The sequence below is a fragment of the Streptomyces sp. HNM0574 genome (assembly GCF_012726235.1).
Lineage (GTDB): Bacteria > Actinomycetota > Actinomycetes > Streptomycetales > Streptomycetaceae > Streptomyces.
The window spans coordinates 45,643-64,365 of record NZ_JAASAH010000012.1 but is presented as its reverse complement, the minus strand read 5'-3'; the positions used below and the strand labels follow the sequence as shown (position 1 = coordinate 64,365).

Genomic DNA, 18,723 nt, shown 5'->3' with positions numbered 1-18,723 from the left:
CTCAGCGCCTCGTCTCGTACCTGGTCAGGATCACGCCGTCGGGGAACGTCCGGGTCTCCGCCAGGTGCAGGTTCACCCAGCTGTCCAGCGCGGTGAAGAACGGTGTGCCGCCGCCCACCAGGACGGGCGCGGTGGCCAGCACGTACTCGTCGATCAGCCCGGCCCGCATGGCCGCCCCGGCGAGCGTCGCGCCGCCGATGGCCATCGGGCCGCCGTCCTCGGCCTTGAGCCGGGTGATCTCGGCGACGGCGTCGCCGGTGACCAGGCGGGTGTTCCAGTCGACCGTGGCGATCGTCGAGGAGAACACCACCTTCGACATGTCCCGCCAGCGGCGCGCGAACTCGGTCTGCGCCGGGGTGGCGTGGGGCTGCCGGTCGCCGGTGGGCCAGTAGGAGCTCATCGTCTGCCACAGCTTGCGCCCGTACAGGGACACGTCGGTCGCCTGCAACTGGTCGGACCAGAACTGGAACAGCTCGTCGCTCGGTGTCCCGCCCCAGCCGATGTCGTCGCCGGGCGCGGCGATGTAGCCGTCCAGGGTGAGGTTCATGCCGTAGCTCAGTTTCCGCATGGTGCCCGCCTTCCGTGAGTCGTCCCACTCGTACACACCGGCGCGGCGCGGGAAACTCATCGGTGCGCGGTCCGAGCGCCCAGGTCACGGCCCCGGCGGAGGACACGGAGCGGGAGAACCTGCTGGAATCCGCTTGCCCGGCGCCGCGGCCCTGGCCTGGGATGGCGCCATGACCAGCGACTGGACCGTTTCGCCCGAGCCCGCCGGCTCCTCCGTCGCGCTCGCGTTGTAGCGCGCGTACTACACGGAGGTGAGTGACCGGTGGTTCCGGCTGCACGAGGAACGGGACACTCCGGCCGAGGAGTTGGAGCGGGAGGTCGTCGCGGCGAACGACCACGGCACGCTGGTTCCGCCGTCCGGCACGCTGCTGCTCGGGCGGTACGGGGGCGAGCCGGCCGGTACCGCGGGGGTGCGGCTCCTCGGCGGCGGGCCGGCCGCCGAGCTGAAGCGGCTCTTCGTGCACGCGCGGGCACGCGGCACCGGGGGCGGCCCCGTCCTGCTGGCGGCCGCCGAGGAGGCGGCCCGGGCGCTGGGCGCCCGCGTCCTGCTGCTCGACACCCGCAGCGACCTGGCGGAGGCGTGGTCACTGTACGAACGCAGCGGCTACGAACGGACCGCGCCGCACAATCAGGAGCCGTACGCGGAGCGCTGGTACCGCAAGCGGCTGTGCGGAGGTCCGGTCAACTCCCGCTCAGCCGGGCCGCCTTGGCCGCGCGGCGGGTGAGGATCTCGTCGTGGCGGGCGGTCATCTGGCGGAGGGCGTTCTTGCGGTCGCGGTGGGAGAGGCGGTCGAGGTAGGTGTGGCCGTGCAGGTGGTCGGTCTCGTGCTGGAGGCAGCGGGCGAAGTAGCCGGTGCCCTCGATGACGTGGGGCCGGCCGTCCTTGTCGAGGCCGCGTACGAGGGCGCGGTCGGTGCGGGGGACGGACAGGCCGGCGCCGGGGACGGAGAGGCAGCCCTCGGTGTCGTCGAGGAGGCGGCGGCTGCCCGGGTCGGGGAGTTCGAGCACGGGGTTGACGAGGTGGCCGACGTGGCGGACGCCGTGGTCGTCCGGGCAGTCGTAGACGAACAGGCGGAGGGGGACGTCCACCTGGTTGGCGGCGAGGCCGGCGCCGTCGGCCGCGTACATGGTGAGGAACATGTCGTCGATCAGCGTGCACAGTTCCTCGGTGCCGAAGTCGGTGACCTCGGCGCACGGCCTGGCGAGGATCTCCTCGCCGACGACGGTGATCCGGCGCACGGTGCCCCGTTCCGCCTCGGGGGCCAGGTCCGGGTAGCTGTCGACGGGGCGGCCCTGGACCCGGACCCGCCGGTCGTGACGTACGGACATCGCGCTCTCCCTCGTTCCGCTCACACCTTGCCAACGGCTTTGCAAAGTAGCAGAGTTTGCAAAGTGGCTGAAGACGCTGAGGACGAACGCAGGGGCGCGCACGGCGCGTTGAACGGGCTGCCGGAGCACGAGGTGCGTACGGCGCTGCTGGAGCTGTTCGCCGAGGTCGGCACCGTCACGGCGACGGAGGCGGCCGCGCGGCTCGGGTACAGCTCCGGCCTCTGCTCGTTCCACCTGCGGCAGCTCGCGCGGCACGGGCACATCGAGGAGGCCCCGCGCAGCGGCGGCCGCGCCCGCCCCTGGCGCCTCACGACGCCCGGACCCGCGTCCGGGGAGGACGAGTTCGGGGCGATGGCGCGCGGTCTGGAGGACGAGAGCTGGCAGCGCTGGCTGGAGCGGCGCGGGCAGGCGCCGCCCGAGTGGCGCCGGGACGAGGCGTTCAGCGCCGTGGCGTACCTGACGCCGGAGGAGCTGCACCGCGTGGCGGACGCCGTACGCGGCGCGCTGGCGCCGTACCGGGACCGGGAACAGCGGCCGCTGGCCCGGCCGGAGGGCGCCCTTCCGGTGGCGCTGATCACCCGTCTGTTCCCGCTCCTGCCCGAGGACTGAACGGGCCTGGGCGCACCGGGAGTTCGCCGGGTGTCCGCCGGGAGTTCGTCCCGGGTGGGGCGGGAGGGGGCATGGTCGTCGGGTCCGGGGGCACTCTGCTTCCGAAGCTCGATGGGACCGACCGAGGCAGGGCCGAACTTTGGGTATCCGCAGTGCAGTTGTCGTCGTCGCCACCTCCGTCGCGCTCACCTGCGGCACGGCCTCGGCCGCCCCGCCGGGCGCCGGGGCGGAGGAGCGGGCCGGGGGCGTGTGCTCGCCGCAGGTGCGCCTGCGCGGGTACTCGGACGCGCTGGACAAGACCGAGTTCGGCGGCAGGCCCGTCGCCGGGCTGTCCGCGCTGGCGGCGGGGCCGGACGGGCGGGTCGACGCGCTGTCCGACCGTTCCGCGCTGTTCACCCTGGGCGCCCGCGACCACCGTCCGGAGCGCGTCGTTCCGCTGGCCGACGAGGCGGGGCGGCCGCTGGACTCGGAGGGGCTGGTCCAGGAGCGCGACGGCAGCCTGCTGGTGAGCTCCGAGACCGAGCCCTCGGTACGCCACTACGCGCCTGACGGGCGGCTGTTGGGGCGGCTGCCGGTCCCGGACGAGCTGCGCGTCGCGCCGGAGGGCCGCGCCCGGGAGAACCAGACCCTCGAAGGGCTCACCCTGTCGCCCGACGGGCGGACGCTCACCGCCGCCATGGAGGGCCCGCTCGACGGCGAACGGCCCGACGCGCACGGCCACCGCGTCGTCCGCTTCCAGACCTGGGAGCGGGACGGCCGCGGCGCGGGGGAGTTCCGGCTCGGGCGGCAGTACCGGTACGCGGTGGACGACACCCTGTTCGTCCCCGAGATCACCGCCCTCGCGGACGGCCGCCTCCTGGTGCTGGAGCGCGGCTACGACGAGCGGACGGGCAGCACCGTCCGCCTCCACCTGGCCGATCCGCGCCGCGCCGCGTCCGACGGCGCCCCGGCCCCGAAGCGCCTGCTCGCGGACCTCGGGGACTGCGGGACGTCCGGTGCCGACGGCCATGCGGCGGAGGGGAGTCCGCTGGTGGACAACATCGAGGGGATGGCCGTGACGCGGGGCGCGCGGGGCGGTCCGCTGCGGCTGCTGCTGGTCAGCGACGACAACGAGAGCGACAGCCAGGTGACGCGGCTGTACCGGCTCGACGTCCGCCTCTGAGGGCTCAGTCGCACCCGCAGTCGCAGCCGTCGCAGCAGCACCCTTCGCAGCAGCTGCATCCGTCGCAGCAGTTGCCGCAGCAGTCACAGCCGTCGCAGCAGTCGCGGCAGAAGCCCTCGCGCCTCTTCCGCGACCAGGGGCCCTCGTACTCGTCCGCGCAGCACAGCCGGCAGGTGCAGCACAGCCCGACGAAGGCGAAGCACCCGGCGATCAGGCCGCGCGGCTTCTTCGGTCCGGAGCCGGATCCTCCGGCACCGTGGCCGGAACCGGAGCCGCCGTGTCCCCCGTGACCCCCGTGGCCGTCATGGCCCCCGTGTCCCCCGCCCTGCGGGCTGTTGAGGTGCGCGGCGCCCGCGGCGTACGGGGCGGGGTCCTTGCGCAGCGGGTCGTGGTCCCGGTGCCCGGCGGCGGGGCCGAGGTGGGCGCAGGCCGTGGTGCCGAAGGCGCGGTCGACGGAGCGGCGGAGCTCGTGCACGAGCAGGGCGTGGACGAGGGAGTCGTCGGCGAACTCGACGTCGCGCAGGGCCAGTCGGATGCCGTGCAGCGCGTCCTGGCACAGACGGCGGGCCGCGGCGGTGTCGGCGCCAGTGGCGGTGAGCGGGTTCCAGGCGCCCTCGGCGGCGTCCGCCTCCCGGTCCTCGACGGCGTCGAGGAGGTGCGCGAGCCGCCCGAACAGCCGTCCGGCCTCGGCGAGCGGCGCCGCGTTGCCGGGGCGGCCCGCGAGGTGGGCGGTGTGCGCGAAGGCGGCCGCCGTGGCGGTCTCGGTGGGCTCGGTGACGCGGGTCAACGGCGTTCCCGGGCCCGCGAGTTGCTCGACGCCGGGCTGCCGGTCGACGGCGTCGACCAGGAGCGTGGTGTCGAAGCCGAGCGTGGCGCCGGTGCGGGCCCCGGCCCGGTCCCAGCCCGCGGCGACGCGGCGCGCGGCGGCGGCGACGGGGCGGCGGCGGAGCAGCCCGTTCCGGTCGGCGACGTGGTCGCGGATCTTCGCCGAGGCGAGGACGAGCGAGACGGAGGCGGCCAGCCGCGCGCCCTCGCCGGTGGCGACGGACGCGGTGCGCATGCCGCGCAGCGGGCAGGGGCCCGCGGTGCGGCGGCGGTGCGCGGCGACGCCGGACTGGGCGTCGGTCAGCACGGACACGATCAGCCCGTCGTAGTTGGTGACGACGCGCGCGAACTGGCCGTGATCGGCGCGCAGCGCGAGGCACAGGCCGCACAGGTGCGCCGTCCATTCGGCCTGGAGCCCCTGGGACAGGCGATGGCTGCAGGGCCGGACAATTCCGAACACGTGGATCCCCCCGTATGACGTCGACGCAGGTCGGAAGCGGGGCGGATGCTATCGGTCGTTGCTGTGCGGGGCGCCCTCCTGGGGGCGCGGGGAACTGCGCTTGCCACGACGTACGGGGCGGGCCGGTGACGGCGATGCGCACCCCGCGCCGGGGCGGGCGCTGCGCTTGCCAGCCCTGCGCCTAGGCGCAGTTCTCCCAAGCGGGCCGAGCCCGCGACAAGGGGCGCGGGGAACTGCGCGAAGACCCCAGCCCCGACGCCGCCGCACCCGAAAAAGCGGGCCGAGCCCGCGAATAAGGGGCGCGGGGAACTGCGCAAACCCCCAGCCACGACGAGACCCGCACCCCGCGACGCACCACAAGGCACCACACCGCACCCCGCGAAGGCACGCGAAGCGCCACTCACCACCGCAGCCCCGTGAAGTCCACCTCCCGCGGCCGCAGTTGGCCCGTGCGGTGGGCGAGGGAGCGGAGGCGGGACGCCATCTCGTCGGCCGGCAGGTGACGGCGGTCCCCGTGGCCGGGAAGCAGCCACTCGAAGCGCAGCCGCGGCACCGTGCGCGCGAGCGAGGCGGCGAGTTCCTCGATGGAGTACCAGGTCACGGTGTCGGCGACCTCGATGTCCCCGGTCGTCCGCGACCAGTAGAAGCTGTCCCCGCTGAAGCAGTACCGCTCGTCCGCGACGTACAGCACGCTGCCCCGGGTGTGCCCGGGCAGCGGATGGACGGTCAGCCCCGCGTCCAGCTCGACGGGTTCGGTGCCGCGCAGCACCCGGTCCGCGTCCGGCGCCGCGTCGAGGTCGCCCTCGTGGATCCACAGCCGGGCTCGGTAGTGGTCGGCGTAGCGGCGGCCGTGCGCGGCGTGGTCGCGGTGGGTGAGCAGCACGTCGGTGACGGTGCCGTAGGAGGCGTACCGGTCGGCGAGGGCGCGGTTCCAGCGCGGGGTGTCGACGAGCATCACGTTCCCGGCGGGGCGGCGGAGCAGGTACGCGTTGGCGCCGGCGGTGTGCGTGGAGTTCTGCCCGAGGACGTACACCTCACCGCCCGCCTCCGGGAGGGGCCCTGGCCCGTACGGGGCGACGGCCTGTTCGACCGGGAGCGGGAAGGGGTCGAGGGAGGGCAGCAGCGGCTGCCCGGGGTGCCGGATGGAGCGGGTGTGACAGGCGAAGGCGGCGGCCAGCATGCGGCGGGTCTCGTCCGCGCCGCGCGGCTGGCGCACGACCTCGGAGCGGCCGCCGGTCTCGACGATGAGGTCGGGCGCGAGCTGCCGGGCGACGTCGCAGTTGGTGCACCGCTGGTCGACGTACCAGCCGGACTCGGGCCCGGCGTCCGGGGGTTGGGGGCGCTTGTTCCGTTCGTGCACGGTCTCACCCGTTTCCTGTGCCGTGTGCGGATTCCGCCTCACAACCTGCCCGCCCCGCGCCCGGAAGCGGAAGCCCCGCCGCATCTTGTTTCTCCCGCCGGACGCCCATCTCACGGGACGCACGCCGAGGGCCCGGCCCCACGCGGAATGCGCGGGAGCCGGGCCCTCGTACGGCTCGGGGTCAGGACTTGCCGTCGATGAAGTCCTGCACGTTCTGGCGGGCCTCGTCGTCGAAGTACTGCACGGGCGGCGACTTCATGAAGTACGAGGAGGCGGAGAGGATCGGGCCGCCGATCCCCCGGTCCTTGGCGATCTTCGCGGCGCGGAGGGCGTCGATGATGACGCCGGCGGAGTTGGGGGAGTCCCAGACCTCCAGCTTGTACTCCAGGTTCAGCGGCACGTCGCCGAAGGCGCGCCCCTCCAGCCGGACGTAGGCCCACTTGCGGTCGTCCAGCCAGGCCACGTAGTCGGACGGGCCGATGTGGACGTTGTCCTCTCCGAGTTCGCGGTCGCGGATCTGCGAGGTGACGGCCTGCGTCTTGGAGATCTTCTTGGACTCCAGCCGCTCCCGCTCCAGCATGTTCTTGAAGTCCATGTTGCCGCCGACGTTCAGCTGCATGGTGCGGTCCAGGACGACGCCCCGGTCCTCGAACAGCTTCGCCATCACGCGGTGCGTGATGGTCGCGCCGACCTGGGACTTGATGTCGTCGCCGACGATCGGGACCCCGGCGGCGGTGAACTTGTCGGCCCACTCCTTGGTGCCCGCGATGAACACCGGCAGCGCGTTGACGAAGGCGACGCCCGCGTCGATGGCGCACTGGGCGTAGAACTCGACGGCCTCCTGGGAGCCGACGGGCAGGTAGCAGACCAGCACGTCGGCCTGCGCGTCCTTGAGCGCCCGGACGACGTCGACCGGCTCGGCGTCGGACTCCTCGATGATCTGGCGGTAGTACTTGCCCAGACCGTCGTGGGTGTGGCCGCGCTGCACGGTGACGCCGGTGGGCGGCACGTCGCACAGCTTGATGGTGTTGTTCTCGCTGGCACCGATGGCGTCGGCGAGGTCGAGCCCGACCTTCTTGCCGTCGACGTCGAACGCGGCGACGAAGTCCACGTCACCGACGTGGTAGTCGCCGAACTGGACGTGCATGAGCCCCGGGACCTTGGCGTCCTTGGGGGTGTCCTTGTAGTACTCGACGCCCTGCACCAACGAGGCGGCGCAGTTGCCCACGCCGGCGATGGCTACGCGAACCGAACCCATTCCGGTTGCTCCCTGTGTGTGATCGAGGAATTCCCGCTCTGTGCGCGGGATTTCAGGTGGTCTCGTCGGACGGGTCCGGCGGGGTGGTTCCCCGGCGCCGGGCCTCGCCGCCCGTTTCGCTTACGTCCGTGCTTCCGGCCGTTCCCGTCGCGCCGCCGGTGCCCGGCATCTCCGCCGTACCGGCCGTACGCTCCGTCCCCGCGGCGCGCTCGCTCTCGATGAGCTCGTTGAGCCAGCGGACCTCGCGCTCGACGGACTCCATGCCGTGGCGCTGGAGTTCGAGCGTGTAGTCGTCCAGCCGTTCCCTCGTGCGTGCCAGGGAGGCCCGCATCTTGGCGAGCCGCTCCTCCAGGCGGCTGCGGCGGCCTTCCAGCACCCGCATCCGCACATCGCGCGAGGTCTGGCCGAAGAAGGCGAAGCGGACGCCGAAGTGCTCGTCCTCCCAGGCGTCCGGACCGCTCTGCGAGAGCAGGTCCTCGAAGTGCTCCTTGCCCTCGGCCGTGAGCCGGTAGACGATCTTCGCCCGGCGTCCGGCGAGCGGCGCCGCGAGCGGGTCCTCCGGGCGCTCGCCCGGCTCCTCGACCAGCCATCCGCGCTGCACCAGCGCCTTGAGGCAGGGGTAGAGGGAGCCGTAGCTGAAGGCACGGAAGACGCCGAGCGAGGTGTTGAGCCGCTTGCGCAACTCGTAACCGTGCATCGGGGATTCACGGAGCAGGCCGAGCACGGCGAACTCCAGGATTCCGGAGCGTCTGCTCATCGTCCGCCGTCACCTCCGAAGTGGCTGCCCGCTCTTGCTGTGCCACAGGTCCCGCATGCCGCGCGGGACCTGTGCTGTGACCCTGCCGCGACTGTGCCCAGCCTGTGCCGCGGCTGTGATGTATTCCGCCGATGTATCGGCTCGATACATCCCGACGATAGAACCGAGTGCCCTCCGCGACAAGTGGGGTGTGGGTGAAGGGACTCACATCACCGATTCCCCGGGGGCAAGTTGCACCGAATGAGGCGAATGCTCTCGGGCGGGGTTTTTGGAGCTGCGTAGGGTGTCGGCTTGCAGAGCCCCAACGGGAACCACGCGAGATACATGCGCGTCCTCGTCCTGGGTGCAGTGCGGCCGCATCCGGCCAGGGGGCGAGCCGTACTCGGGGGGACCAGACGTCAACTGCCACCTTCAGGCGAGAACGCCTGCCCGAGGAGTAGCTGTTCCATGAGCGAGCACCGTCGTAAGCCGCCGCAGGGGCGCGGACGACGATCAGCACCTCCGTCGGCCACCGGCCGCGGAGGCCCCGCCGGCCGCGAAAGCGAGCCGCCGCGGGACGCCGCGCCTTCCGGCAGTCCGTACGGAGGCCGCGCCGAGGCGCGCAGAGCTGCCCGCGGTGGCGGGGGGCGCAGGCGCGCCGCCTCGGGCGCGGGTGCGGGCGCGGGCGCCGCGATGGGCGCCGAGGGGCGCGCGGCCGGAGGCGGCAGGCGCGCGGCGCGTGCCGCCGGAGCGGGCGCGGGGGCGGCGGGTGCCGCACGGGCCGCCGGTTCCCGGCGCGGCCGTCCCGTCGATCCGTCCGAGAAGCGGTTCATCAACTACCCGCGGGTGGACAAGGACGGCGCCAAGCGCTGGATGCCGTCCTGGCGTCTGGTGACGGGCACCTGCCTCGGCTTCCTCGGCCTGATGATCGTCCTCGCCGGTATCGGTCTGTGGTGGGTGGACGTTCCGAAGGTGCAGGCCGCGGCCAAGGCCCAGAAGAACGTCTTCTACTGGAAGGACGGCACGCAGATGGTCGTCGCCGGCGGCGGCGACCAGAACCGGCAGATCGTCCCGCTCGCGCAGATCCCCAAGGAGATGCAGGAAGCGGTCGTCTCCGCCGAGAACGAGACGTTCTGGACGGACAAGGGCGTCGACCCGATGGGCATCATCCGCGCCCTCGGCCGGATGGCGATGGGCGGCGAGACCCAGTCGGGCTCGACGATCACCCAGCAGTACGTGAAGAACTCCTACCTCGACCAGTCGCAGACGATCGAGCGGAAGGTCAAGGAGCTGCTGATCTCCACCAAGGTGGGGGCCACGCAGGGCAAGGAGAAGATCCTCGCCGGGTACCTCAACACCGCGTACTACGGGCGCGGCGCGTACGGCATCCAGGCCGCGGCGCAGGCGTACTACGGGAAGAACTCGCGTGAGCTGAACGCGAGCGAGAGCGCCTTCCTCGCATCCACGCTGAACGGCCCGAACCTCTACGACCCGGCCGGCGGCATCGGCGAGGCCGCGAGCCCGCAGAAGAACAAGAAGCGGGCCGAGGCGCGCTGGTCGTGGATTCTCGACCGCATGGTGGAGACCGGTGAGCTGAAGAAGGCCCAGCGCGCGAAGATCACCGAGTTCCCGATGCCGCAGCCGCCGAGGCCCTCGATGGAGCTGAAGGGCCAGACGGGCTACCTCGTCACGATGGCCAAGAACTACATCACCTCCGAGACGGACATCACGGAGCGTCAGCTGGAGCGCGGCGGCTACCGGATCCACACGACCTTCGACAAGAAGGCCATCAAGGCGATGGAGGACTCGGTCGAGAAGGTCAAGAAGGCCAACATCGACCCGAAGACCCGGGACGTCGACAAGTACGTCCAGTTCGGCGGGGCCTCCGTGGTGCCGGGCGACGGCGCGATCCGGGCCATCTACGGCGGCGAGGACGCCACCACGCACTACCGCAACAACGCCGACTACACCGGCGTCCAGGTCGGCTCCACCTTCAAGCCGTTCGTCCTCGCCGCCGCCATGCGCGACGGCAAGCGGGACCCGAACCTGGCCAAGGTGCAGACCGAGGCGGAGCGGACGAAGGTCTCGCTGCAGAGCGTCTACAACGGCGACAACCGGGTCAAACTCCGCGACTACAACGGCGAGATCTGGCACGACCGGAACGGCAAGGAGTGGCACCAGCGGAACGACGGCGAGGAGGACTACGGCCGCGTCAACCTCCGCACGGCCATGCAGTACTCCATCAACACGCCCTTCATCCAGCTGGGCATGGACGTCGGCACCGACAAGGTGAAGCAGGCCGCGCTCGACGCCGGCATCCCCGAGGAGCAGCTCACCAAGACCACGCCGACCTTCTCGCTGGGCACCTCGGCGCCCAGCGCCGTCCGGCTGGCCAACGCCTACGGCACCTTCGCCAACAGCGGCATGGCGTCCAAGCCGTACTCGGTCACCAAGGTCGAGCGCGACGGTGAGGTGAAGTACGAGCACAAGAAGGAGACGACCAGCGCCTTCGACGCGGCGGTCGCGGACAACGTCACCAGCTCGCTGGAGACCGTCGTCCAGGAGGGCACCGGCACCCCGGCGAAGGCCCTGGGCCGTCCCGCCGCGGGCAAGACCGGCACCACCGACGGCAACAAGTCGGCCTGGTTCGCGGGCTACACGCCGCAGCTGTCCACCTCGATCGGCATGTGGCGGGTGAACGCCAACGCCAAGAACCAGCAGTTCCTGGAGATGTACGGCGTCGGCGGCCAGAAGTCCATCCACGGGGCGTCCTTCCCCGCGGAGATCTGGACGAAGTACATGCAGCAGGCGATGAAGGGCAAGAAGGTCGTCGACTTCCCCGAGCCGACGCCCATCGGCGAGAAGGTCTACGGGGACGGCGCCAGCCCGTCGCCGAAGCCGACCCCGTCCGACACCCCCTCGGAGAAGCCCTCCGAGTCGCCGTCGGACGACGCGTCCGAGTCCGCCTCGCCCTCGCCGTCGCCGAGCGAGAGCTGCAAGTTCCCCTGGGACGAGGGCTGTCAGGACCAGGGCCAGAGCGGCGAGCCCGGCACCGACGAGGGCGCCGACCAAGGCACCGACCAGGGTATGGACCAGGGCCAGGACGGCGGTCCCACCGAGGAGCCCGGCAACCCGGGCGGCATCTTCGGCGGGCCCACGGGCGGCGGCGCCGCCCGTCCCGAGGAGGAGTGACACACGGCGGGACACCCGCCGGTCAAGCCCCGTCGCGGAGCACCGAACAGGTCTCCGCGGCGGGGCTTCCCGCATGCCGGGGCCGCCCGCACCGCACAGCCGGGTACGGCAGGATTGCCCCATGACGAGCACGCACCCCCACGACGTCGTGCCCGGCTCCGTACCCCAGCACGGCTCGCCGGGCCACAGCCCGCACCCCACCCACCGGGACGAAGTCGCCGCAGCGGCCAGCGAACTGATCGGCGGGCCGCAGGGGAGGCGGGCCGTCCCGGGCGGCTGGTGGACCCCGCTGCGGGTCGTGGTGCTGGTGACGCTCGGCATGTTCGCGCTCGGCATGGTGCAGAAGCTGCCCTGCTACAACGGCGCCTGGTTCTCCGGCCAGACCAGCCAGTACGTGCACGCCTGCTACTCCGACATCCCGCACCTCTTCGGCGGCCGCGGCTTCGCCGACGGGCTCGTCCCGTACGTCGACCGCATCCCGGACGCGGTCTCCGGCGGCATGGAGTACCTCGAATACCCGGTGCTGACCGGGGTGTTCATGCAGATCGCCGCCTGGCTCACGCCGGGCGGCGGCGCGGTGCAGCACCAGGAGCAGCTGTACTGGCTCGTCAACGCGGGCATGCTGATGGCCTGCGCCGCCGTCCTCGCCGTCTGCGTGACACGCACCCACCGGCGGCGCCCCTGGGACGCGATGTTCGTCGCGCTCGCGCCCGCGCTGGCGCTGACCGCCACCATCAACTGGGACCTGCTGGCCGTCTCGCTGACCGCCGCCGGGATGCTGGCCTGGTCCCGGGGCCGGGCGGTGCTCGCCGGGGTGCTGATCGGGCTGGCGACGGCGGCGAAGCTGTACCCGCTGCTGCTGCTCGGGCCGCTGCTGGTGCTCTGTCTGCGGGCCGGGCGGCTGCGGGAGTTCGGGCGGGCGCTGGGCGGCGCCGTCGGCGCCTGGGCGGTGGTGAACGTTCCGGTGATGCTGCTGGCGCCGGAGGGCTGGGCGAAGTTCTACACCTTCAGCCAGGAGCGGCCGGTCGACTTCGGCTCGATCTGGCTGATCCTGTCGCAGCGCCTGCAGACCCCGCTGGAGAACGCCAACACCTTCGGGACGCTGCTGATGCTGCTCGGCTGCGGCGGCATCGCGGCGCTCGCGCTGTGCGCCCCGCGCCGCCCGCGCTTCGCGCAGCTGGCGTTCCTCGTCGTCGCGCTGTTCATCCTGACCAACAAGGTCTACTCGCCGCAGTACGTACTGTGGCTGATCCCGCTGGCCGCGCTGGCCCGGCCCCGGTGGCGGGACTTCCTGGTCTGGCAGGCCTGCGAGGTCATGTACTTCCTCGGGATCTGGATGTACCTGGCGTACACCGGCAGCGGCGACGCCCACCAGGGACTGCCCACCGAGGGCTACCAGTTGGCGATCCTCGTCCACCTGTGCGGCACGCTGTACCTGTGCGCGCTGGTCGTCGCGGACGCGCTGCTGCCGGAGCGGGACCCGGTCCGCACCGACGGCTCCGACGACCCCTCGGGCGGCGTCCTGGACGGCGCCCGCGACCGCTTCACCCTCGGCCGCTTCGCCGCCGCCGCCGGCCGCGGCCCGGAACCGGAGGCTCCACTCGTCCGCTGGGGCGCCCGCGGGCACCACGGCGGCGCGGGCCGGGACGGCCGCGACTGACCCGGTGAGGCGCCCGCGCGGCGGCTTACAGTGTGCCCATGGGCACCGTCGGCGATCTCCGCACTCTGCTGCACTTCTCCGGCTTCCGCCGCCTGCTCACCGTCCGGCTGCTCTCCCAACTCGCCGACGGCGTCTACCAGGTCGCCCTCGCCGCCTACGTGGTCTTCTCCCCGGAGAAGGAGACCTCCCCGGCCGCCATCGCCTCGGCGATGGCCGTGCTGCTGCTCCCGTACTCGCTGCTCGGCCCGTTCGCCGGCGTCCTGCTGGACCGCTGGCGCCGCCGCCAGGTGCTGCTCTACGGGAACCTGCTGCGGGCCGTCCTCGCGGCGGCCACGGCCGCGCTGATCCTCGCGAAGACCCCGGACTGGCTGTTCTACCTCTCGGCCCTCTGCGTCACCGCCGTCAACCGCTTCGTCCTCGCCGGGCTCTCCGCCGCGCTGCCCCGCGTGGTCGACGACGAGCGGCTCGTGATGGCCAACTCCCTCTCCCCGACGGCCGGTACGCTCGCCGCCACCGCGGGCGGCGGCGTCGCCTTCGCCGTCCGGATCGCCGCCCCCGGCGGCGGCCGGAGCGGCGACGCGCTGGTGGTCACGGTGGCCGCCGCGGTGTACCTGCTGGCCGGCCTCTCCGCGCTCCGGATGGGCCGCAACCTGCTCGGGCCGGGCCCGCGCGAGCTGCGGCCCCGCGTCCTGGCCGCCGTCGCCGGCACGGCGCACGGGCTGGTCGACGGCGTACGCCACCTCGCCCGCCGCCGCTCCGCCGCGTACGCGCTGGCCGCCATGACGCTGATGCGGTTCTGCTACGGCGCGCTCACGGTGATGGTCCTCATGCTCTGCCGCTACGCCTGGAGCGACCCCTCGCTGCCGGGTCCTGGCCCCTCGGAACTCACCGGCGGCGGCTCGGTCGGGCTCGAACCGGCCGACACCGACCGGGGGTTGAAGCTGCTCGCCGTCGCCGTCGCCGTCTCGGGCGTCGGCTTCTTCGCGGCCGCCGTGGTCACCCCGTCCGTCGTCGGACGCACCGGACGCTTCGGCTGGCTCGCCCTGTGCGCGGGCGGCTCCGCCGTGCTGGTGCCCGCGCTGATGCTGCCCTTCGCGCCGACGCCGATGCTGGTGGCCGCGTTCGTGCTCGGGCTCGCGACGCAGGGCGCGAAGATCACCACGGACACCGCGGTGCAGTTCGCGGTGGACGACGCCTACCGGGGCCGGGTCTTCTCCCTCTACGACATGCTCTTCAACGTCGCCTTCGTCGGCGCCGCCGCCGTGGCCTCACTGATGCTGCCGCCCGACGGACGCTCGGTCGCCCTGGTGGCGACGGCGGCCGCGATCTACGCGGCCACCGCGCTCGTCATGTTTCACGTGAAACGCGGGCACCCCGGCGTCAACTCTGCTCGGCCCACCACTTCTTGAGCTCCGCCTCGGCGGCCTCCCGCCCCAGCGGCCCGTGCTCAAGACGCAGCTCCAGCAGGTACTTGTACGCCTGCCCGATCACCGGCCCCGGCGAGACGCCGAGCACCTCCATGATCTCGTTGCCGTTGAGGTCGGGCCGGATCGCGTCCAGCTCCTCCTGCTCCTGGAGCCGCGCGATCCGCTCCTCCAGCCCGTCGTAGGCCCGGGAGAGCGCGCCGGCCTTGCGCTTGTTCCGCGTCGTGCAGTCGGAGCGGGTCAGCTTGTGCAGCCGCGTGAGCAGCGGGCCCGCGTCCCGTACGTACCGGCGCACGGCGGAGTCGGTCCACTCGCCGGTGCCGTAGCCGTGGAAGCGCAGGTGCAGTTCGACGAGCCGGGAGACGTCCTTCACCAGCTCGTTGGAGTACTTCAGCGCGGTCATCCGCTTCTTGGTCATCTTCGCGCCGACCACCTCGTGGTGGTGGAAGGAGACCCGGCCGTCGCCCTCGAAGCGCCGCGTCCGCGGCTTGCCGATGTCGTGCAGCAGGGCCGCGAGCCGGAGCGTGAGGTCCGGCCCCTCGTCCTCCAGGTCGATGGCCTGCTCCAGGACGGTCAGCGAGTGCTCGTAGACGTCCTTGTGACGGTGGTGCTCGTCACGTTCCAGCCGGAGCGCCGGGATTTCCGGAATGACATGTTCCGCAAGTCCGGTGCCGACCAGCAGCTTCAGCCCGCGCCGCGGCTCCGGCGACAGCAGCAGCTTGTTGAACTCGTCACGCACCCGCTCCGCCGAGACGATCCCGATCCGGTCCGCCATCGACGTCATCGCCGCGACCACGTCATCCGCGACCGAGAAGCCCAGCTGGGCCGAGAAGCGCGCGGCCCGCATCATCCGCAGCGGGTCGTCGGAGAAGGACTCCTCGGGGGTGCCGGGCGTGCGCAGCTCGCGCCTGGCCAGGTCCTCCAGGCCGCCGTGCGGGTCCACGAAGGTCTTCTCCGGCAGCGCCACCGCCATCGCGTTCACCGTGAAGTCACGGCGCACCAGGTCGTCCTCGATCGAGTCGCCGTACGCGACCTCCGGCTTCCGCGAGGTCCGGTCGTACGCCTCGGAGCGGTAGGTGGTGATCTCGATCTGGAAGTCGCGGGGCGAGCCCGCCGGGTCGGGGTTGTCCTTGCGGCAGCCCACCGTGCCGAAGGCGATGCCGACCTCCCAGACCGCGTCCGCCCAGGGCCGCACGATCGCGAGCACGTCCTCGGGGCGCGCGTCCGTGGTGAAGTCCAGGTCGTTGCCGAGCCGGCCGAGCAGCGCGTCCCGCACCGAGCCCCCGACCAGCGCCAGGTGGAACCCGGCCTCCCGGAACCGCCGGGCCAGGTCGTCGGCGACGGGGGACACCCGCAGCAGTTCGCTCACCGCGCGCCGCTGCACCACACTGAGCTGCTCGTGGGCGGGCTGCACGGGCTGGGGCCGCTGGGTCTGCTGAAGGTCATTGCTGTCGTTCGGCACGACAGCACAGGGTACGTTGCCCCGCACAGCGGGCGGACCCCGCAGCAGCACAGCTGCCGCGACCGCCCCGTGATCATGTGGAGCGAGCCGCGGCACTTCCACCTATGGAGCATCGTTACCATCAGGGGTTCAGAAGCCCGTGGACGGACTCCCCGGGAACCGGATCCTCCGGCTCCCCCAGCCCGCCCAGCTGACCGACGACCGGCCGAAGACCGGCGGAACCGACAGACCGAGCGACGACGACACGACGGGATGGACGAGCGCGTGGCCGAGGCGGCTGAGATGCAGGGCACCACGAACGCGCCGCCCCGCCGGTGGCTGCGGCGTACGGCGACGGTCCTCACCGCGACGCTGCCCCTGCTCGGCGGCCTCCTCCCCGCCGCGACGGCGGTCGCCCAAGCGCCCGCCTCCTCGGCGTCCTCGGCATCGCCCGCGTCCGCCCCCGCCTCCGGCGAGCAGGGCACCGGCTCCCGCACCGCTGACATCACGGTCAACGCGCTCACCCCGTCCGTGCCGGAGAAGGGCGACACCCTCCGCATCACGGGCAAGGTCACCAACAGCAGCGACCACGCGATCACCGACGGCGAGCTCGGCCTCCGCGTCGGCCCGAAGCTGGACAGCCGCAGCGCGATCGAGCAGAACGCCAAGCGCAAGGGCTACAACAGCTCCGCCGACGGCACCGAGGTCACCGGCAAGCGCACCAGCGTCGACGTCGGCAGCATGCGGCCCGGCATCAGCCGCAGCTTCTCGCTCAAGGTCCCCGTGCAGGCCCTCAAGCTGCGCGACTCCGGCGTCTACCAGATCGGCGTCGCCCTCTCCGGACGCACCCGCGGCGTCGGCTACGAGCAGGTCCTCGGCATCGAGCGCAGCTTCCTGCCCTGGCAGACCTCCGACGCCGAGAACAAGACCCAGCTCACCTACATGTGGCCGCTGATCTCGACGCCGCAGCTCACCGCCCGCACCGAGTCGGACGAGCAGCAGACCCCGGTCTTCCGCGACGACCGGCTCGCCGAGGAGCTCGCCCCCGGCGGCCGCCTCCAGCAGCTGGTCCGGCTCGGCAAGGACCTGCCCATCACCTGGGTCATCGACCCCGACCTGCTGGCCAGCGCCGAGGCGATGACCAAGCGCTATCTCGTACGCGACGAGAACGGCAAGGAGGTCCCGGGCAAGGGCCAGGAGTACGCGAAGCAGTGGCTGAGCGACCTCCAGGACGCCGTGCGCGGCGAGGAGGTCGTCGCCCTGCCCTTCGCCGACCCGGACCTCGCCTCGCTCGCGCACAAGGGCAAGTACGTGCCCGGCGCGCTCGGCAACCTCGGCCCGGCCACCAAGCGTTCCGAGGTCGCCGTCGAGGCGATACTGCACACCGAGGCCGGCACCGACTTCGCCTGGCCCGACCAGGGCGCCCTCGACCCGTCGATCGTCGACGTCGCCACCTCCGCCGGGGCCCGCAACGTCATCGCTCGCAGCGACCACTTCCGCGACACCGGCATCTCCTACACCCCCACCTCGGCCCGCCCCATCGGCGGCGGCAACACCGCACTCGTCGCCGACGCCGGCCTCTCCACCGCCTTCGACGAGGACCTGAGCAAGCCCGGAGCGTCCTCCAAGGCCGTCCAGCGGTTCCTGGCCCAGACGCACACGCTCACCGCCGAGCAGCCCGCACAGCAGCGCAGCGTCGTCGTCGCCCCGCAGCGGATGCCGACCGCGGCACAGGCGCGCGCGATGGCCACCTCGCTCAAGGCCCTGAACGACAACGGGAGTTGGACGGAGGGCGCCGACCTCTCCGCCGCCGCCGAGGCCAAGCCCGACCCGCGCGCCACCCGCGCCGTCCCCGGCAACGGCGCGTACCCGCGCTCGCTGCGCGCTCAGGAGCTGCCCAAGGAGGCGTACGAGCAGGTCCGGCACACCAACGCGGTGCTCGACGACTTCCAGAAGATCCTCAGCCGCCAGGACCGCGTCATCACACCCTTCGGCACCGCGCTGCACCGCGCCACGTCCACGGCCTGGCGCGCGGAGGAGCAGGCCGGCCAGGACTTCCGCGACGACGTCGAGGACTACCTGACGGGCCTGACCAAGAAGGTCGAGCTGATCCAGAAGTCGCCGATCACGCTCTCCGGGCGCAGCGCCACCATCCCCGTCACCGTCCAGAACAACCTCTTCCAGGACGTGGACGGCCTGACGCTGAAGCTGGAGTCCAGCCGCCGGATCGGCCTCGACGTCGGCAAGGAACAGCCCGTCCGGGTCGCGGGCGGGCACAGCCAGTCCGTGAAGTTCAACACCACGGCCAAGGCCAACGGCCGCTCCGTGGTCAAGGCGCAGCTGTACACCAAGGACGGCCAGCCCTACGGCAAGCCGATGACGTTCCGGGTGAACGTCACCTCCATCACCTCGGCCGTGCTGCTCGTCATCGCGGGCGGCGTCCTCCTCGTCGTCCTCGCGGGCATCCGCATGTACACCCAGCGCAAGCGCCGCGGCCCGCGCCCCGACCCGGACGCCCCGCTCGACGAGACCGGCGCGGACGAGGACGCGGACGGCGCGGACGAGGACGGCGACAAGCCCTCCCGGAACGGCACGGAGAACGGGAACGGGACGGGCCCGGACGCCTCCGGGGCCGGGAACGACACCGGGCGGGAAAGCGGTGGCCCGCCCGGCCCGGGTGAGAAGGTGAACCGTTGAGTC

General features: G+C 72.5%; 14 protein-coding genes. 7 read left to right on the top strand and 7 right to left on the bottom strand.

Annotated features, from left to right (window positions below; genetic code table 11):
• Position 1: 1 nt before the first annotated feature.
• Entirely contained in the window at positions 2 to 568 is a 567-nt protein-coding gene (locus HCC30_RS20115; protein ID WP_169444114.1) for a dihydrofolate reductase family protein, read from the bottom strand.
• 250 nt (positions 569 to 818) lie between these two features.
• Between HCC30_RS20115 and HCC30_RS20110 the strand changes: the two genes are divergently transcribed.
• The gene (locus HCC30_RS20110) at positions 819 to 1,292 is read left to right on the top strand and encodes a GNAT family N-acetyltransferase (protein ID WP_346776716.1); all 474 of its coding nucleotides are present in this window, start codon (positions 819 to 821) and stop codon (positions 1,290 to 1,292) included.
• On the opposite strand, the gene def is transcribed toward HCC30_RS20110, so the two are convergent.
• On the bottom strand, positions 1,249 to 1,896 hold the full coding sequence (gene def, locus HCC30_RS20105; RefSeq protein ID WP_169444011.1) for a peptide deformylase: 648 nt from the start codon (positions 1,894 to 1,896) through the stop codon (positions 1,249 to 1,251). The two genes, HCC30_RS20110 and def, sit on opposite strands and share 44 nt — an antisense overlap.
• A 63-nt stretch (positions 1,897 to 1,959) precedes the next feature.
• On the opposite strand from def, the gene HCC30_RS20100 reads away from it, so the two are divergent.
• Positions 1,960 to 2,505: an ArsR family transcriptional regulator gene (locus HCC30_RS20100; protein ID WP_346776715.1), complete on the top strand. Its 546-nt coding sequence runs from the start codon at positions 1,960 to 1,962 to the stop codon at positions 2,503 to 2,505.
• A gap of 139 nt (positions 2,506 to 2,644) precedes the next feature.
• Positions 2,645 to 3,667: an esterase-like activity of phytase family protein gene (locus HCC30_RS20095; RefSeq protein ID WP_169444010.1), complete on the top strand. Its 1,023-nt coding sequence runs from the start codon at positions 2,645 to 2,647 to the stop codon at positions 3,665 to 3,667.
• A 4-nt stretch (positions 3,668 to 3,671) separates the two neighbouring features.
• Here HCC30_RS20095 and HCC30_RS20090 read toward each other — a convergent pair whose 3' ends face one another.
• From HCC30_RS20090 to HCC30_RS20075, 4 genes are all read right to left on the bottom strand, one after another.
• Positions 3,672 to 4,952 (bottom strand): DUF5685 family protein, encoded by a 1,281-nt coding sequence (locus HCC30_RS20090; protein WP_169444009.1) that lies wholly within the window; start codon positions 4,950 to 4,952, stop codon positions 3,672 to 3,674.
• Positions 4,953 to 5,352: 400 nt separating this feature from the next.
• Positions 5,353 to 6,312, bottom strand: a complete 960-nt coding sequence (locus HCC30_RS20085; protein ID WP_346776714.1) for a ferredoxin — start codon at positions 6,310 to 6,312, stop codon at positions 5,353 to 5,355.
• 181 nt (positions 6,313 to 6,493) lie between these two features.
• Entirely contained in the window at positions 6,494 to 7,570 is a 1,077-nt protein-coding gene (locus tag HCC30_RS20080; RefSeq protein ID WP_169444007.1) for an inositol-3-phosphate synthase, read from the bottom strand.
• A 52-nt stretch (positions 7,571 to 7,622) separates the two neighbouring features.
• Positions 7,623 to 8,327: a PadR family transcriptional regulator gene (locus HCC30_RS20075; RefSeq protein WP_169444006.1), complete on the bottom strand. Its 705-nt coding sequence runs from the start codon at positions 8,325 to 8,327 to the stop codon at positions 7,623 to 7,625.
• 447 nt (positions 8,328 to 8,774) lie between these two features.
• Here HCC30_RS20075 and HCC30_RS20070 point away from each other — a divergent pair, with 447 nt between their 5' ends.
• From HCC30_RS20070 to HCC30_RS20060, 3 genes are all read left to right on the top strand, one after another.
• The gene (locus HCC30_RS20070; RefSeq protein ID WP_169444005.1) at positions 8,775 to 11,498 is read left to right on the top strand and encodes a transglycosylase domain-containing protein; all 2,724 of its coding nucleotides are present in this window, start codon (positions 8,775 to 8,777) and stop codon (positions 11,496 to 11,498) included.
• 121 nt (positions 11,499 to 11,619) lie between these two features.
• Positions 11,620 to 13,158 carry a glycosyltransferase 87 family protein gene (locus HCC30_RS20065; RefSeq protein WP_169444004.1) on the top strand — a complete coding sequence of 513 codons (1,539 nt, stop codon included), beginning with the start codon at positions 11,620 to 11,622 and terminating at the stop codon, positions 13,156 to 13,158.
• Between the two features lie 38 nt (positions 13,159 to 13,196).
• On the top strand, positions 13,197 to 14,567 hold the full coding sequence (locus HCC30_RS20060; RefSeq protein ID WP_169444003.1) for an MFS transporter: 1,371 nt from the start codon (positions 13,197 to 13,199) through the stop codon (positions 14,565 to 14,567).
• Here HCC30_RS20060 and HCC30_RS20055 read toward each other — a convergent pair.
• A complete protein-coding gene (locus HCC30_RS20055) occupies positions 14,539 to 16,044 on the bottom strand; it encodes a CCA tRNA nucleotidyltransferase (protein ID WP_169444002.1) in 1,506 nt (501 codons plus the stop codon). The two genes, HCC30_RS20060 and HCC30_RS20055, sit on opposite strands and share 29 nt — an antisense overlap.
• A 264-nt stretch (positions 16,045 to 16,308) precedes the next feature.
• Here HCC30_RS20055 and HCC30_RS20050 point away from each other — a divergent pair, with 264 nt between their 5' ends.
• Positions 16,309 to 18,720: a DUF6049 family protein gene (locus HCC30_RS20050; RefSeq protein ID WP_169444001.1), complete on the top strand. Its 2,412-nt coding sequence runs from the start codon at positions 16,309 to 16,311 to the stop codon at positions 18,718 to 18,720.
• Positions 18,721 to 18,723 lie beyond the last annotated feature (3 nt).

What these genes read in the sequence shown, in the direction of transcription:
- HCC30_RS20115 (WP_169444114.1), bottom strand. Translation starts at nt 568, where the DNA reads ATGCGGAAACTGAGCTACGGCATGAACCTCACCCTGGACGGCTACATC.
- def (WP_169444011.1), bottom strand. Translation starts at nt 1,896, where the DNA reads ATGTCCGTACGTCACGACCGGCGGGTCCGGGTCCAGGGCCGCCCCGTC.
- HCC30_RS20080 (WP_169444007.1), bottom strand. Translation starts at nt 7,570, where the DNA reads ATGGGTTCGGTTCGCGTAGCCATCGCCGGCGTGGGCAACTGCGCCGCC.
- HCC30_RS20075 (WP_169444006.1), bottom strand. Translation starts at nt 8,327, where the DNA reads ATGAGCAGACGCTCCGGAATCCTGGAGTTCGCCGTGCTCGGCCTGCTC.
- HCC30_RS20070 (WP_169444005.1), top strand. Translation starts at nt 8,775, where the DNA reads ATGAGCGAGCACCGTCGTAAGCCGCCGCAGGGGCGCGGACGACGATCA.
- HCC30_RS20065 (WP_169444004.1), top strand. Translation starts at nt 11,620, where the DNA reads ATGACGAGCACGCACCCCCACGACGTCGTGCCCGGCTCCGTACCCCAG.
- HCC30_RS20060 (WP_169444003.1), top strand. Translation starts at nt 13,197, where the DNA reads ATGGGCACCGTCGGCGATCTCCGCACTCTGCTGCACTTCTCCGGCTTC.